Source organism: Candidatus Chloroploca sp. Khr17, assembly GCF_004138165.1.
Taxonomy (GTDB): Bacteria; Chloroflexota; Chloroflexia; order Chloroflexales; family Chloroflexaceae; genus Chloroploca.
In genome coordinates this window covers 119867-134562 of record NZ_RYFF01000004.1, presented here as the reverse complement: position 1 = coordinate 134562, position 14696 = coordinate 119867, and the positions used below count along the sequence as shown (strand labels likewise).

Sequence of the window (14696 nt, the reverse complement as noted above, 5' to 3'; positions counted from 1 at the left end):
GAAGTGAGATGCAAGCACGGCGTGAAAGCCTTACTGTTACGCTGCACTGGCTCGTTGAAGGGCAAGAGCAGACAACGACTGTTGTCTGTGAAGACAGCCCCCCAGTGCAACTGATCCCTCTCTTGGCGCACGGGTGTGGCCTTCCCACCCATGATCGTACGGCTCACATGCATCGGTACCAACTCCGCAACAGCGCCATTGATGGCCCAGTCTTGCCGAGCAAGGCACTTCTGAGCATTCACGGCATACGAAGTGGTACCCATCTCTGGTTGACCGAGCAAGCGCTGACCCGTCAGGTCGCCTGTCTGCTCAGTTTGCCTGATGGAAGCACCATTACCCTGCCGCAGCATCGTCTTGCCTTGACCCGAGCCTGGTGCTTCCATATGATGGCACTTCTGAACCCTGGATCATATCAGGCGGAACTGGCACGTCTTGCCCAGCGTACCTCAGCCTATGCCTATGTGTCACGGGAAGCCCACTGTGACATCGGTCCTGAGGCCCATGGGGGATGGTCAATCGCCACCCGGCGTACCGATCTTGCCACCTTTCTCAACCAAGAACGCTTGCCCCCAGCGACGATGGTGCCGCTTCGCGACGGTGATCGCATTATCCCTGGCGATGCCGGGCCGACCTTGCGCATCCAGATGGTCACTGGTCATGTCGAAAGCGGGGAAGAGGCATAACACAAAACGCTCAGAGTTTACTCTGAGCGTTTTGCTACCTGGTTGGCGGACCCGACGGGATTCGAACCCGCGCTCTTGGCCTTGACAGGGCCACATGTTAACCGCTACACCACGGGTCCAGGATTTATTTGTTGGTGACCCCAGCGGGATTCGAACCCGCGATCTCCACCTTGAGAGGGTGGCGTCCTAGGCCGCTAGACGATGGGGCCACAACCTCATCACAGCGAGGAGTATATCATATCCTGCCCAAAGATGCAAATCGTAGAAAGCCCGTAACGGTTCACACTTCGGGTAAAGCACCACCCTGGAAGCGCGGGCGGCTCGCCCGCATCCAGACCAGAGCGGGCGAGCCGCCCGCGCTCCCAGGAGAAGTGTGAACCGTTACGAAAGCCGGTATTCGCAATGAACATCAGAGCCATGCTATAATTTCCTCAGTCTTGCACTTCTCTGTAATTATGAAGCTGTATCGTTCGACAAGGTTTCAGCCTTAACCCTGTCTTAGTGCCCATACGGGAATTCCCGAACGATGTTCACCCTACCCAACCCAGGAGGCTCACCATGGAGCGTAAGATCCGTGTGCTTGTCGCGAAACCAGGTCTCGATGGTCACGATCGTGGGGCCAAAGTTATTGCCCGCTCACTACGCGATGCAGGCATGGAAGTTATTTATACGGGTCTGCAACAGACCCCTCAGATGATTGTCGAAGCTGCACTCCAGGAAGATGTTGATGTCATCGGTCTGTCAATTCTCTCTGGCGCACATATGACCCTGTTGCCCAAAGTGACGCGTCTGCTGGCTGAACAGGGTATGGATGATGTGCTGGTTGTGGCTGGTGGCATTATCTCAGATAACGAAGCAGCGGTTCTCAAGGCCGACCATGGCATCGCCGAGATCTTTGGCCCTGGCGCTTCAACCCACGATATTGTCAGGTTTATACAGGCTCATGCGCTAGCAAGCCGAGATTGATGTGACGAATAGCAAACCTTCTTCCATGATGCGTGCTGACGACTTGATCCCCCGCCTACGCGCTGGGGATCGCCGGGCGCTGGCACGAGCGATTTCACTGGTAGAGCAGGGTGGTTCACGTGCGCGTACCCTGCTCGCCGAGGCCTACCCCTATACGGGCCATGCCCATGTGGTTGGGCTTACCGGGGCACCTGGGGCCGGCAAGTCAACCCTGGTTACGGTACTTGCCCAGGTATGGCGTCGCCGTAGTATGACGGTGGGCATTATTGCCGTTGATCCCAGCTCTCCCTTTAGTGGTGGGGCCGTGCTCGGTGATCGCATTCGGATGCAGGTGCTGGGTGGTGACCCCGGGGTCTTCATCCGTTCGATGGCGAGCCGCGGTCGCCTTGGCGGGCTTGCACGGGCCACTGCCGATGCAGTGGTGCTCCTTGATGCCGCAGGCTTTGATGTGGTTCTGATCGAAACGGTCGGGGCTGGTCAGTCCGAGGTGGATATTGCCCGTACCGCCCAGACGACGATTGTTGTTGAGGTGCCCGGGATGGGCGATGATGTGCAGAGCATCAAGGCCGGCATGCTCGAAATTGCCGATCTCTTTGTGGTCAATAAGGCCGATCATGACGGGGCCGACCGGGTGCTTCAACACCTCAAGACGATGCTCCATCTCGGCACGTATCAGCCTGATGCCTGGCAACCACCCGTGCTCAAGGCGGTCGCACTTCAGGCCCAGGGCAGTGAGGCAATTGTCGATGCCGCTGCTCAGCATCTGGCGTATCTTCGCGAAACAGGGACAACAACCCAACGTGCCCTTGACGCTGCCGAGCGTGAGTTGATTGCTGCTGTCCAGGAGTTGGCCGTTGAACGGTTACGTGGCACTGCTTGGCAAGATCTTGTGGCAATGATTGCTTCACGCGAACGCGATCCCTATACGGCTGCTGAGTTGCTCTTGCAATCATGAGTATGTACATCGGGCCTTGCCGTTGCCAATGATGCAGGCGCAAGGTTCATCGAGTTGCTATGTCATTTCGTGCACGCCTGACGCTTATCTATACCGTCTTTTTTGCCCTCGCTCTGCTGCTGCTCGGATGCGGTACCTATTTTGCTGTCCGCCAGGCGCTTTATGCCGGGGTCCAGCGCGAACTCTCGGCGGCCACCAGTCAGGTGCGCGCCATTTTTAATGCCGGTGGACTCGAGCCGATTCGTACGCCTACTGGTGAACTCCGCCTCTTTTTGCGGGTTGAGTTTATCCAAATTTTTAATAATCCTAATCTCGTTGCGCAGATCTTTCGTACCGATGGCGAGTTGCTCGATAGTACGCCTAATCTCGGCAATCGTGAACTTCCCCTTCCTCCCGCGGCATTATTGCTCGGCCCCGAAGATGTTGGGACCGGCTATAGTGTTGTGCGTGAGGTGGGCGGTCTCCGCCTCGCGTCACTTGTGACGCCACTGGTCTTATCGGGCAATGACCAGGTGGTTGGTCTCGTTCAGATCTCGCGTCCCCTCCGTGATGTCGATCTGACTCTGGGGGTTCTGACGGCAATGTTGATCAGTGGCAGCGCTATTGCCCTGTTACTCACCGGTCTCGGTGCGACGCTGATTGCTGGGCGGGTCTTGCGCCCCATTGATGAATTGACACGGACGGCGCAGGGCATTGTCAATGCCGAAGATCTTGCTCAGCGCGTGCCAGTGCCGCCTCATCAGGATGAGTTCCAGCGTTTGACCATCACGATTAACGATCTGCTTGCCCGCCTTGAAGATCTTTTTACGACCCAACGACGCTTTGTTGCCGATGTAAGCCATGAACTGCGCACCCCACTCGCCGCGATGCAAGGCAATCTTGAGGTGCTCGACCGCGGAGGCTTGCGTGATGCTGAGCTTGCGACCGAGGCTGTTGTTGATATGCGCCGCGAGACCGGACGATTGATTCGTATGGTGAATGATCTGTTGCTCCTGGCCCAGAGTGATGCCCACGTGGAACTACGCTGTGAACTGGTGGAACTTGATACTCTCGTGCTCGAAGTCTACCGCGAGTTGCGTCCCCTTGCTCAGGGTGTCCACCTCCGCATTGGGAACGAAGACCAGGTTATCATCAAAGGTGACCGCGATCGCCTCAAACAGGCCTTGCTCAACCTGGGGGTCAATGCGTTGCAGTATACGCCGCAGGGTGGCTCGGTGACGTTGAGTCTTGAACAACGGGACGGCTTTGCTTGCCTGAGTGTCGCTGATACTGGCATTGGCATCGAAGAGACCGAACTCGCGCATGTTTTTGCCCGTTTCTACCGCGCCGACCAGTCGCGCTCGCGGCATAGTGGCGGTGCGGGGCTCGGTCTCTCGATTGTCAAGCGTGTCGCCGAAGCCCATCAAGGGTATGCGACGGTGGCAAGTCAGCCAGGACGTGGCAGCACCTTTGCTATCTGGCTCCCCCTTGCGGTGCAGCCTGATCTGGTGGAAGCGCGCCCCGTTGACGAGACTGTTCAGGTCTAAACTGAGCACATGCGCTCATCGCAGAGCGTGGACTTCTCACGCTTGTAATTCGTCAATCGTCTCTTCAATCAGCGTGACTGCGTCTTGCAGGGTTCCCTGATCAAAGGCAAAACGGGCCCCTGCAGCGGCAAAGAGTTCAGGCAGAGTGACCGTTCCGCCAAGCGCCAGCGCCTCACGGTAGCGCTTGACGGCCGTTGGTTGATCGTGCAACGCATTGCACCAGACTTGCACGGCACCGAGTTGCGCCATACCATACTCAACATAATAAAAGGGGTAACGATAGATATGCTGCTTGCGATGCCAACCAGTCATCCGGTCACTTTCAAAGCCTGACCAGTCAAGGGCACCCATGAAACGCGACCAGAGGCCATCCCAGGCGGCATCACATGCCGAGGGATCATCGGCTGCTTCAGAATTGGTGTATGCCCAATGCTGAAACGCATCAACCACAGCCATATAGGGCCAGAAGAGCAGAATACCTTCAAGATGCTCGATCCGTGCGCGTGCATATGCCGCTTCATCGGCATAGTAGCCACCATCGCCACGGCGCAAATATGGTGCGGCCAGCAACTCCATCGCCATCGAGGCAACTTCGGCAAACTCAATTGGCACTGAGCGCTGCTGATGGTACGGCAATGCATCGGTGGCAAAGACATGGAAGGCATGCCCGGCCTCGTGCAGCAGGGTACGGACATCCGTTGCCATCCCGACGGCATTCATAAAAATAAACGGACGCCCGGCTGCCGCAAAGGTCGTGCAGTACCCACCCGGAGCCTTGCCCTTACGGTTATCAAGATCAAGCAACTGCTCACGCCGCATCGTCCCAAAATGCGTACCGAGCACCGGATCAACCCGGCTCAAGACGGCTTCGCCACGGGCAGCCAGGTCTTCGCCATTGGCAAACGGGCGTAACGGGGTATCCTCGGGGGCACGGGCAATGATATCCCAGGGCCGCAGGCGGTCAAGCCCCAGACGTGCCGCACGGCGGGCATAGACACGCTCGGCAGCAGGCACGGCTATTTCTTCAATCGCGTCGTGGAAGCGCAGACAATCGTCAGGCGTATAGTCAAAGCGCTGCCGCGCCTGCCACGCATAGGTACGGTAATCAGGCAGATCGGCGTTTGCCGCGAGTTGCAAACGCAAGGCGAGCAGTTGACGCCAGAGATCGTTGATGACTTCACGATCAGCCAGTTGACGGGTGGAAGCCAACTGCCAGACCTGTTCACGCACCCTGCGGTCAGGATCTTCAAAATAGGGTGCCAACTGCGCAATTGTCAACTCACGTTCATCCCAATGCACCGTCTGGGCACCGATCACCCGATTATATTCATTGCCAAGGCGTCGTTCTTCGGTTTGCAACGGCAGATTCGCCTCGCGGAACAAGGCTGCTTCAGCACGCAAATGGCGCAACGGCACCGTAAACCCTTCTGGCTCAAGCCCACTTGCCAACAAACGTTGCTTCAACACCTGGTCAGCCGCCATCGCTTGTGGGTAGACATCGTTCAAAAATGCATGAAAACGTTGCTCGGCAACGGGGTCGGTTGTATCACACGTTGTTGCCACCGAAAGACGCGCATAGGTCTCACTGATCAAATTGCTCAAGGTTGTCCACGTTGCCAGCCATGTTGCAACGGTGCTTGCATCAAGTGGCGCCTCACGGAGCAGAGCAAACCCCGGACGCCACGCCTGCCAGCCCCATTCAAGCGTCTCGAGCGCTGATGTGGGTAGTGACAATTGCATAGAATAACCTCATTTTCTCTCTATCGCTTCCGTTAGAATGAATTATACTGCAATGTAACCCTGTCGTAACTATCTACGGTACCCTTGGGGTAATACTAAAACAGAAGGAATGCGTGTTTATTGCGCACTGTCAAAGGAGACTCTTATGAGCCAGAACGCGACCGGCGGGTTTGACCCTAACGATCCGCTCGGCACCTGGCGCACCATTCGCGACGCCAACCTCGATGCCTGGGCGAAAGGTATGACTTCGCTGGTCAACACGGAAGTCTTTTCCAAAGCCATTGGCATGCAGCTCGACACGCTGCTCGCGGCTTCAGCTCCGGCACAGAAGGCTGTTCAACAGTACATGGAAACCTATCTTGCTCAGGTCAACATGCCTTCGCGTGCTGAAGTTGTCAGCCTTGCAGCCCGTATGACCAACATTGAACTTCGTCTTGATGATATGCAGGCACAACTCGACGACGTGCTGTTTGCTATTCGTGCACTCGGTTCGGTACAAGCTGCTCAGCCTGTTGATCCATCCGCTGAAGAGGCCAAGCCTGCCAACCGTCGTAGCCGGAAGCAAACAACTGAAAGTTAGGCCGCGCCGCGCAGACATGCAAGTGGGTGCTGTTGTCACGGCATGATGTTGTTGCATGCCATGATCATTCTTCGTCTATATTAGGGAGTTGCCCATGACTACACCGAGCACCGCAACCTTCGATGTTGAGGTGATGACGGCGAAATTGTATGAAGAGATGGAGCGGCTTGGCAAGAGCAGCGACACCTTCTCGAAGATTGCCGCCAGTCGTATGAATGTCCAGATCGGGCAAACGCCCCGTGAAACAATCTGGACACTCAACAAGATGAAGCTGTACCACTTCTATCCGCAGACCCCCCTCGAGCAGCGTAAAGCCACTCCGCTGCTGCTGGTGTTTGCTTTGATTAACCGGCCTGATATTTATGATCTGCGGCCTGGCAACAGTTTCATTGAATATATGGTGCGGCAGGGCTATGACATCTATCTGCTTGATTGGGGACGGCCTGGACTCGAGGATGCAAACTATGATTTCGAGGACTTCTCGCTCAAGTTTCTTCCCCGGGCTGTCAGAGCAGTGCAACGTCATTCAGGCTCGCACGAGTTCAGTTTGTGTGGCTGGTGTATCGGGGCAACGATTACTGCACTCTATGCGGCAATGCGTCCCGATGATGGCCTACGCAATTTGATCTTGTTGACCGCACCACTCGATTTTGCCAACAAAGAAGCCGGCCCCTACAACAAATGGCTTAATACCGAGTTCTACAATGTTGACGAACTTGTGCGTCAATATGGCAATGTTCCTGGTGCAGTGATCGACTATGGGAGCAAAATGCTCAAGCCAGTCGAAAACTATGTCATGAACTATCTCAAGCTCTGGGATAATCTCGATAATCCTAATGTCGTCGAGTCATGGCTCTCGATGAATACCTGGGTTACCGATAATGTCGATTTTCCTGGGGCTGCATTCCGTCAGTGGGTCAAGGAGTTCTTCCGTGAGAACCGCTTGATGGAAGGTACGTTGATCATGGAGGGCCGTCCGGTCGAACTCCAGAATATCAAGGCCAGTGTGCTGAATGTGATCGCCGACAAAGACCATATCGTTCCCAATTGCCAGTCGACGGCAGCCATGGATAAGTTCGGTACACAAGATAAGCTCTTGCTCGAGATGAAGGGCGGTCATATCGGTCTGATGGTGGGCAGTGGCGCAAGTAAGCGTACATGGCCTCAGATTGATAACTGGCTTGCCAAGCGTAGTGCGTAAGAGCTCGATTTTAGATGCTGGTAGGCCGCATCAGCAATGTATGGCGCGGCCTACGTTCTGGTTATGTCATATCTAACACGGTTTTTTGTAGCATTCAACTATTAAAGCCAGGTTACAGGGTCGGCCCACCGATGCCCACCAGCGGTGTCTCTGTCGACGATCCAGTATCCTCGCCATGAGGAACACTATGCGCCTCAAAGACAAGGTCGCCTTGGTCACAGGGGGTGGTCAGGGTATTGGTAAATTGACCGCAATGACGTTCGCTCGCGAAGGTGCCAAAGTTGTTGTTGCTGATATTAATATGAGCGCCGCTCAGGCTGCAGCTGAAGAAATTGAGCAGGCCGATGGTCAGGCCAAGGCTGTTTTCCTCGATGTGAGCCGGGCTGACTCGGTTGAAGCAGCGTTTCAGTCGTTGATGAATTGGGCCGGTGGCGTTGATATCCTGGTCAATAATGCCGGGATTACCCGCGACTCGCGGATGCAGAAGATGACCGAGGCTCAGTTTGATTCGGTTATTGCGGTCAACCTGAAGGGTGTCTGGCTCTGCGCTAAAGCCGCTGTGCCAAGCATGATTAGCCGTGGCGGTGGCTCGATTATTAATGCTGCTTCGGTCGTCGGTCTCTATGGTAATTTTGGGCAGACCAACTATGTCGCCGCGAAGGCCGGTGTCATCGGGATGACCAAGACTTGGGCCCGTGAGCTTGGCCCCAATGGGATTCGCGTCAATACCATTGCCCCAGGGTTTACGTCTACTGAGATGATTGCCACGGTGCCCGAAAAAGTTCTCGAAAGTGTCCGTGAGCGTACTCCCCTCCGTCGCCTCGGTCTCCCCGAGGATATTGCGAATGCTTATCTCTTCCTGGCGTCGGATGAGTCGAGCTTCATCACCGGTGTTACGCTTTCAGTGGACGGTGGGTTGCTCTTCTAGTCCATTGTGTGCGTATGGCTTTGCGCAAGCAGGTGTCACACGGTCTTGCGACCGTGTGACACCTGTTTACTCTTGATCACCTTTCTTCCTTTGTGTTTGAGCAACGCACGCTGATCTATTCGTATATCCAACGCTACCTCGCGTTATTCGTTGGTCTCGGCCAGCGCCTTCGCCGTACGCCGTTGCACGCATGGCCTACCCTTGAGTTTGCGGTGCGTGAGGCCACGGCACTCTATGTCGTGACGTTTCTGATCTCGGCGTCGCTCGGTGTGATCCGACAGATCCTGCTCAATGCCCGCTTTGGCCTCGGTCCCGAAGCCGCCGCATATTATGCAGCGTTTCGTTTACCCGAGACGGTGGCGATGCTGGTCGCCGGCGGTGCCCTGACCAATGCGTTGATTCCGGTCTTGCTGCGTGTGGCAAACCGTGATAACGAACAGTCAGCCCTGCGCCTCGTCAATGCAACGCTGACAATGATGCTGGCCTTCATTGCGCCGCTTGCCCTCGTGGCCGCCCTGGTTGCCCCGCTTTTCGTTCGCACCCTGCTCGCCCCGGGTTTTGATGCCCCAACTCAGGCCCTTACGGTGAGCCTTTCGCGCCTGATGCTGATGGAGGTGCTGCTTGTTGTGGCTGAGGCAGCCCTCGCTGCTATTTTGATTAGCCGCAATCAGGTGTTGCTTCCGGCTCTTGCTATTGCTGCCCGCAATGTGACGCTGATCGGGGGCGTTCTGCTTGCTATTCTGATCCCCGAGGTGGGCATCTATGGGCCGACCATTGGCGCTCTTATTGATGCCCTGATCCAGCTTGGGTTGCTGGTGCCCGGTCTCCGCCAGCGAGGGTATCGCCCAGCGGTTGTCTGGGAACCCAATAATATTGATGTGCATACGGTCGGACGCTTGATGGTGCCCAATGCGCTGGGCGCGGTTTCGAATTATGCGGGCAATATTGTTGATACGGCCATTGCCAGTCTCACGGGCATTGCAGCAGCTATCGGGGCGCTTTTCAATGCATGGCTCTTGATTGGTTTGCCCACCCGCTTGCTCGGGGTAGCCGTCGGCCAGGCAGCGCTGCCTCACCTCGCCTTGCTCGGTATTCGCAACGATCTGGCTGGCTTTCGTCGCCTCATCCTTCGCACCCTCGTCACGGCTTCGCTTCTCGCGTTGCTTGCTGCTGCGCTCTTGATCGCGCTCGGACGCCCCTTGCTGATGTTGCTTTTTCAACGCGGGGCCTTTGATGCGGCGGCAGTTGCGCTGACGTATCAGGTGCTCGTGATCTATGCCCTGGGGTTGCCCAGTTATGTTGCGACTGAGGTCGCGACCCGCGCCCTTGTCGCACGTTATGACACCCTGACCGCGATGCTCGCCAATATGCTCCAGCTTGTGATCCGCATCATGCTCGCAATGCTCTTGCTCGAACGGTTTGGGGTGGCCGCTGTGCCGATGGCCCATGTGTTGAGTGCATTCGGCGAGACGGTCATCTTGCTCGTGGTGCTCTGGTACAAAGTGCGCGATCCGTTGCGAACGCCGTGAATCCTACAAGGGCAGATAGCGTCCAGACGCTTGCGCCGCTCCCTGGAGTTCATCACTTCGCCAGGTGTCAGCCACAAGCTGAACCTCGTAACGCTCGGCCAGGGCGTGCGCAAATGCATCCATGACGGTGCGTTCGTCTGGAACTGGTGTGAGCAGTTCGTCGAGGCCAACAACGCGCTCGGCCAGCCTGTCAACCAGGTGCGTCTGGCTCGCGGTGGGAAGACCGAGCAACCGCACCAGTTCCGCTCCGGGCCAATGGCGGTACAGGCCAACCTGAAACAGCGCCCCAGGGCGTCGACGGATCTGCGAAAAACCGACCAGCTTGCGCCCGTCGGCGAGCAGTTCGTACGGCGAGCGTCCGCCAAAACAGGCTCGCCGCACCAACTCATCAAGGCTGCTCGCATCGGCACGTGCTTCAGCCACGCTAACCAGCGTTGTCATAAGCCCCAGGCGGCCCAGAGCACTCCCCCAGGCTTCGCCAAGCCAGCGGTACGCTTCGGTCACGTCAGTACGGTAGAGTGGCGAGGTCGGCGGCAAGGCAATATCCTGCATCAGAAAGCCAGGTGTAAAGAGCACCGCGCCCCCGCCCGAACTGCGACGATGTACCGTCACCCCGGTTTGCCTGGCTGCTTCGCGGTCAATCTCGCTGAGCCGTTGCCCTGAACCAAGCACCAGGGCCTCGCCTGGCGCGCCATACCAGCGCACCACAGGCTGCGCCACATCCGCAAGCCCTGCTAATAAACTATCACTCGCCGCGAGCTCGCTCGCAACGTCAGTCGCTTGATAGGGCAGCACACGCCACTCGTGCAAGGTCATCGTGCTCCATCGTTCCTGCTATGCGTTGTCATCTTGCTTTGGCTGAAACCCAGTTCAATGTTACCAGAGCAAGCCCAAAGTGTGTAGCAACACCTTCCGCCTGCGCTTCAACGCTTTGGCGTACCCTTGCGGAAAGAGGCTCAAAGGGCGCAATCGTCAAGACCAGGCCACCCTGGCGGCGCTCATAACGCCATGTACCAGCAAGGCGCCCGGCCACCAGCACGGTCGCCTCGATATGTCCGGCGGGCCGCCAGACACGCTGGTAGTGTTCAGGCGCAATCAATTGACTTTTGTCTTTGATGCTTAGCAAGAGCGGATCAAAGCGCCCGAGGAGCTTGACCGGCCATGCTTCAGCTTCGGGTGGAACAAGATCAAGCTCAGGTAGTGCCGTACGCAAGGCGAGCATTGTTTGCGCTTCAACTTGCACTTGCACGAGTTCATCAGCGAGTAAGACCGCCCAACGACGGACTTCGGTCAAGGTTCGCCCGCGCCAGTAGGCAAAATCCTGAAGCGTCGCAGGCCCATACGTGGCGAAATACTGTTTCATCAGGGTCAGATTGGCTTGCTCCACTGCTGGCGGATCCCAGGCCATTTCTGGTAGCCAGCGCGTTCGGTGAGCCATCCGTGCTTCGCCTGCCCGCGGCTGCGCATGACATGCGAGACCACGCCGCGCCAGGATCGAAAAGATGCCTCCCCAACCCGAAAGATGTGTCTCATCAAGCGCTAATTCCGTCGCACGCAAGTCGCTTCGCCCCAGATCATCCCGCTCACGCAAGAGGGCTTCGACTGTGCTGACCAGTGCTTCAAGTTCCGTCAGACTAGCCCCTGTCTTGCGCGCCTCACGCTCCCAGTAACTCTTCAGATCCGCCTGTGCCGCATAAAGCAGCGCCCAATCCTCGCGAGCATAGAGGTGCAGGGTATGGCGTTGCCCCCAGAGCTTGACCAGGCTCCGCTGTGCATACAAGCGCTCGGATAACTCGGCTGCAGTAAACGCCGCGAGCCGATTCCACAGCGCCAAACCGGCTGCGGGCACAATCTGCGCCTGCACGCCAATCAGTTGAGATGCGACCGCTTCGGGGGTTGCCAGTGGTGAGACGAATCCCTGACATCGCAACTGATGCCAGCGTAGTTGGGTGTGATTCCAGATCTGTGTGTTCATGATAGTTCTCAGCGCAGCATTCGATCAGCGGCTTGCCCACGTCCAAAAGCAAGTACCAGTGGTGTGCCATGAGGTTTTGTTGCCACCACACCAAGGGCGCGGCCTTCAGCCCCGAGTGCGGCCAGGGCCGCAGCTTGTTCTGTATCATCCGCACTGGCAGGCAACAAGATCACTGCTGCCCCTTCTGCTTCAAGGGGACGCCCATCGTAACGGCCTAGCTCGATTCCCCAGGTCATGAAACGAACCGTGTCGGCTGTGCGCAGTGCTTCAGGCAAATAGATTGTTAGGTCTTCACTCACCAGATTGTTCTGCTCATGATCCTGCTGAATAAGCCGTCCCACTGCTGTTTCGACCAGATCAAATTCCCCATAGACGCGTGGATCAAGCCGCATCACGCCAAAATAGAGCCAGAGGTTGAAGAGCAGGCTTGCGCCAAGCAGCATCAAAGGAGCAGCGCGTATCAGCGGCGGCACTGGCTTCTCCTTTGGGTAAACCCGCGAAATAGTTGACGCAAAGGCGCTCGGTGCAGGCTCATCAATCTGGTCAGGCGAACCTCCGAGGCCATAACGCAGACCGACAAACCCGATCCCGGCCAGCATGCAAGCCGGGGCAAGCGTGCCAAGCGCACGCATTGCGTGAGGCGCGTCGTTGCTCAAAACGGCTGGCACAAGATAGATGACGCCCAGTGTTACAACCACAAGGAGTCCCGGCTGTTGCCGAAGGCGAGGGAGCGCCGCCCCAAGCCCAAGCGCGAGTAACAGACCGGTCACGGGATCGAGCAGCGGGACATCGGGCAGATGATGTCGGCCATTGCGCTCGCCAATGGCATGGTAGGCGAGCGCATAGCGTTGCAGATTATCAAGTGCAAGCGCAAGCGGTGTACGGCTAACAGGGTTATTGGCATCAAGCCACGAAACCGTTCCGACGCGTCGGTTGTAGCCTTCAAGATCACCGAGGATCGCCAAACCAAGTGGCGTGATCATGAGTGCCCCTACAACGAGCGCGATGGCAAGACCCGGTGCCGCTTTACGCCATAGATACGGGTTCAGGCCAAGGCGTATCACCACAGCCGCGCCGAGGGCGACCGGGGCCAGCCGCCCCGTATGGTAGGTGTACATCGCCAGGCCACCCAGCAAGCCTGCCACCGCCATGCCAATCATGGAAGGCACTATGCTTCTGCGTTGCTGATTTACCTCTGGCTTGGTTCGCGGTGCATCGAACAGGCTCAGTTGGGAGGCATCAACGGGCAGGGTACGCCAGACCAGACCAAGCGCGGTCAGGACAAGCAGATGATCCAGGGTTGCCGGAAACGCCCACCGACTCATGCTCAACGCCCAAGATGCACTTGCAAGCAATCCTGCAGCCACGAGCGCGGCCCGACGACCGATAAGGGGCACCGAAGCCCAATAAAGTGCCAATGGTGTCAGCGCACCAGCCAGCGCACTCACGAGGCGCACACTCCACGGGTGCGGGCCAAAGCTGCCGATGACCGGTGCCATCAGGTAGAAGAGCAGGGCAGGAAGATCGGCTCCTTCTACGACATAGACCGGACGATACGCTGGATCTTCCCAGATACGCAAGGCCTGCAAGCCGTGACGCGACTCGTCACGCCAGAGGCCAGCGGGCTGTGTGTCAAGGTTTACGAGGCGTGTGCCCAGGGCAAGGAGCCCAAGCAGCGCGAGCATGATCGCAACCTTGCGCGTGCTCAGAAGCCCCTGGCGTAATGCAGCACGCTTGAGCCAGACTTGTCCAAGCCACGTACCTACCACGAGTAGCAGCATCCCAGGTGCAACGGCAAAGCCCAAGCGCAGCGCGAGCAAGGCCCCCAGCGCCAGGCCAATGCCTGCCAGACTGAGCGTAGAGTGAGAGATAAGATATGAGCGCACACGAGCAAGCAATAAGCCGAGTTGCCGGGCTCCCATTAGCAGTGCGAATGGGAGCAGCGGCCACCAGGGCCAGCCAAGGGTCGGCCACCAGTAGCCTGCTTCAACCGGAAAAGCGGCAGCCCAGCCAGCCCCAAGCGCCATCACCAGGCCGCCCCCCACCGCCAGCCTGGGCGAGGCACGCAGTCGCACCAGCGCAAGCCAGCCAAGCAACGGCCAGCCAAGCAGATAGACCAGGCGCACCGGATGGAGCATCAAGCCCGGCGTCGCGGCGATCGTCACGTCACTCAGGGCCACCCCGAGTTCACGTGGATCAGCGGGCGATTGATAGGCTGCTGTGGTGAAGTAGAGCGGTGTTTCACCAGTAGGGCGCATCGGCATCAGCAGATGATAGGTTCGCCAGACAGAGTCGACCGGAAATGAGCCTTGATCAAGCGTGTCGCTTCGCAGATGAACCAGAGCAACCGGCTGATCGGCAGGTCGAAACGCCGCCAGGCGCAGACTTGTCACGACGGCACGCCCATCATAGCCATAGAGAAAGAGCGTTGCCTCGGGGCGTGACCAGCGATAGATCCCCGTTTCACTCACTTCGAGTGGATAAAAACGGAACAACGATCGCCCGAGCAGCGGATCATCGACCCTCATCTGGTGAGAAGCGCGTGCTAGCGATGAACCGAGCATCAGAAGTGCCAGGGTGAAGAGCGCCAGCAGGGTTGGAGTCACAACCATG

12 protein-coding genes and 2 tRNA genes are annotated in these 14696 nt (G+C 57.5%); 8 read left to right on the top strand and 6 right to left on the bottom strand.

The window, feature by feature from the left end; all coding sequences use genetic code 11:
• Window positions 1-8 precede the first annotated feature (8 nt).
• Window positions 9-683 carry an FHA domain-containing protein gene (locus EKD05_RS04015; protein ID WP_129671142.1) on the top strand — a complete coding sequence of 225 codons (675 nt, stop codon included), beginning with the start codon at window positions 9-11 and terminating at the stop codon, window positions 681-683.
• 43 nt (window positions 684-726) lie between these two features.
• Here EKD05_RS04015 and EKD05_RS04010 read toward each other — a convergent pair.
• Both EKD05_RS04010 and EKD05_RS04005 read right to left on the bottom strand, forming a co-directional pair.
• Window positions 727-802 (bottom strand) — tRNA-Asp (locus EKD05_RS04010).
• A gap of 13 nt (window positions 803-815) precedes the next feature.
• A tRNA-Glu gene (locus EKD05_RS04005) sits at window positions 816-892 on the bottom strand.
• A 349-nt stretch (window positions 893-1241) separates the two neighbouring features.
• Between EKD05_RS04005 and EKD05_RS04000 the strand changes: the two genes are divergently transcribed.
• From EKD05_RS04000 to EKD05_RS03990, 3 genes are read left to right on the top strand one after another with little or no spacing between them, the layout of a single operon-like run.
• Window positions 1242-1649, top strand: a complete 408-nt coding sequence (locus EKD05_RS04000; RefSeq protein WP_129671141.1) for a cobalamin B12-binding domain-containing protein — start codon at window positions 1242-1244, stop codon at window positions 1647-1649.
• A 28-nt stretch (window positions 1650-1677) separates the two neighbouring features.
• Window positions 1678-2604 carry a methylmalonyl Co-A mutase-associated GTPase MeaB gene (gene meaB, locus EKD05_RS03995; protein WP_129671220.1) on the top strand — a complete coding sequence of 309 codons (927 nt, stop codon included), beginning with the start codon at window positions 1678-1680 and terminating at the stop codon, window positions 2602-2604.
• A gap of 59 nt (window positions 2605-2663) precedes the next feature.
• Complete coding sequence (locus EKD05_RS03990) at window positions 2664-4130, top strand: cell wall metabolism sensor histidine kinase WalK (RefSeq protein ID WP_129671140.1); 1467 nt, start codon at window positions 2664-2666, stop codon at window positions 4128-4130.
• A 36-nt stretch (window positions 4131-4166) separates the two neighbouring features.
• Here the strand turns inward: EKD05_RS03990 and EKD05_RS03985 are convergent, their stop codons facing one another.
• On the bottom strand, window positions 4167-5870 hold the full coding sequence (locus tag EKD05_RS03985; RefSeq protein ID WP_129671139.1) for a M3 family oligoendopeptidase: 1704 nt from the start codon (window positions 5868-5870) through the stop codon (window positions 4167-4169).
• 145 nt (window positions 5871-6015) lie between these two features.
• Between EKD05_RS03985 and EKD05_RS03980 the strand changes: the two genes are divergently transcribed.
• The 4 genes from EKD05_RS03980 to EKD05_RS03965 all read left to right on the top strand — a co-directional run bounded on the left by EKD05_RS03980 (window position 6016) and on the right by EKD05_RS03965 (window position 10108).
• Window positions 6016-6450: a hypothetical protein gene (locus EKD05_RS03980; RefSeq protein WP_129671138.1), complete on the top strand. Its 435-nt coding sequence runs from the start codon at window positions 6016-6018 to the stop codon at window positions 6448-6450.
• 94 nt (window positions 6451-6544) lie between these two features.
• A complete protein-coding gene (locus EKD05_RS03975; protein ID WP_129671136.1) occupies window positions 6545-7651 on the top strand; it encodes an alpha/beta hydrolase in 1107 nt (368 codons plus the stop codon).
• 187 nt (window positions 7652-7838) lie between these two features.
• Window positions 7839-8579 (top strand): 3-oxoacyl-ACP reductase FabG, encoded by a 741-nt coding sequence (gene fabG, locus EKD05_RS03970; RefSeq protein WP_129671134.1) that lies wholly within the window; start codon window positions 7839-7841, stop codon window positions 8577-8579.
• A 92-nt stretch (window positions 8580-8671) separates the two neighbouring features.
• The gene (locus EKD05_RS03965; RefSeq protein WP_165360578.1) at window positions 8672-10108 is read left to right on the top strand and encodes a lipid II flippase MurJ; all 1437 of its coding nucleotides are present in this window, start codon (window positions 8672-8674) and stop codon (window positions 10106-10108) included.
• 3 nt (window positions 10109-10111) lie between these two features.
• Here EKD05_RS03965 and EKD05_RS03960 read toward each other — a convergent pair whose 3' ends face one another.
• From EKD05_RS03960 to EKD05_RS03950, 3 genes are read right to left on the bottom strand one after another with little or no spacing between them, the layout of a single operon-like run.
• Window positions 10112-10924: a ligase gene (locus EKD05_RS03960; protein WP_129671130.1), complete on the bottom strand. Its 813-nt coding sequence runs from the start codon at window positions 10922-10924 to the stop codon at window positions 10112-10114.
• Window positions 10925-10952: 28 nt separating this feature from the next.
• A complete protein-coding gene (locus tag EKD05_RS03955; RefSeq protein WP_129671128.1) occupies window positions 10953-12083 on the bottom strand; it encodes a winged helix DNA-binding domain-containing protein in 1131 nt (376 codons plus the stop codon).
• A gap of 8 nt (window positions 12084-12091) precedes the next feature.
• On the bottom strand, window positions 12092-14695 hold the full coding sequence (locus tag EKD05_RS03950) for a glycosyltransferase family 39 protein (protein ID WP_129671126.1): 2604 nt from the start codon (window positions 14693-14695) through the stop codon (window positions 12092-12094).
• Window position 14696 lies beyond the last annotated feature (1 nt).

Excerpts from the sequence above, each read along its gene's own strand:
- EKD05_RS04015 (WP_129671142.1), top strand. The coding sequence starts at position 9 with ATGCAAGCACGGCGTGAAAGCCTTACTGTTACGCTGCACTGGCTCGTT.
- EKD05_RS04000 (WP_129671141.1), top strand. The coding sequence starts at position 1,242 with ATGGAGCGTAAGATCCGTGTGCTTGTCGCGAAACCAGGTCTCGATGGT.
- meaB (WP_129671220.1), top strand. The coding sequence starts at position 1,678 with ATGCGTGCTGACGACTTGATCCCCCGCCTACGCGCTGGGGATCGCCGG.
- EKD05_RS03990 (WP_129671140.1), top strand. The coding sequence starts at position 2,664 with ATGTCATTTCGTGCACGCCTGACGCTTATCTATACCGTCTTTTTTGCC.
- EKD05_RS03985 (WP_129671139.1), bottom strand. The coding sequence starts at position 5,870 with ATGCAATTGTCACTACCCACATCAGCGCTCGAGACGCTTGAATGGGGC.
- EKD05_RS03980 (WP_129671138.1), top strand. The coding sequence starts at position 6,016 with ATGAGCCAGAACGCGACCGGCGGGTTTGACCCTAACGATCCGCTCGGC.
- EKD05_RS03975 (WP_129671136.1), top strand. The coding sequence starts at position 6,545 with ATGACTACACCGAGCACCGCAACCTTCGATGTTGAGGTGATGACGGCG.
- fabG (WP_129671134.1), top strand. The coding sequence starts at position 7,839 with ATGCGCCTCAAAGACAAGGTCGCCTTGGTCACAGGGGGTGGTCAGGGT.
- EKD05_RS03960 (WP_129671130.1), bottom strand. The coding sequence starts at position 10,924 with ATGACCTTGCACGAGTGGCGTGTGCTGCCCTATCAAGCGACTGACGTT.
- EKD05_RS03955 (WP_129671128.1), bottom strand. The coding sequence starts at position 12,083 with ATGAACACACAGATCTGGAATCACACCCAACTACGCTGGCATCAGTTG.
- EKD05_RS03950 (WP_129671126.1), bottom strand. The coding sequence starts at position 14,695 with ATGGTTGTGACTCCAACCCTGCTGGCGCTCTTCACCCTGGCACTTCTG.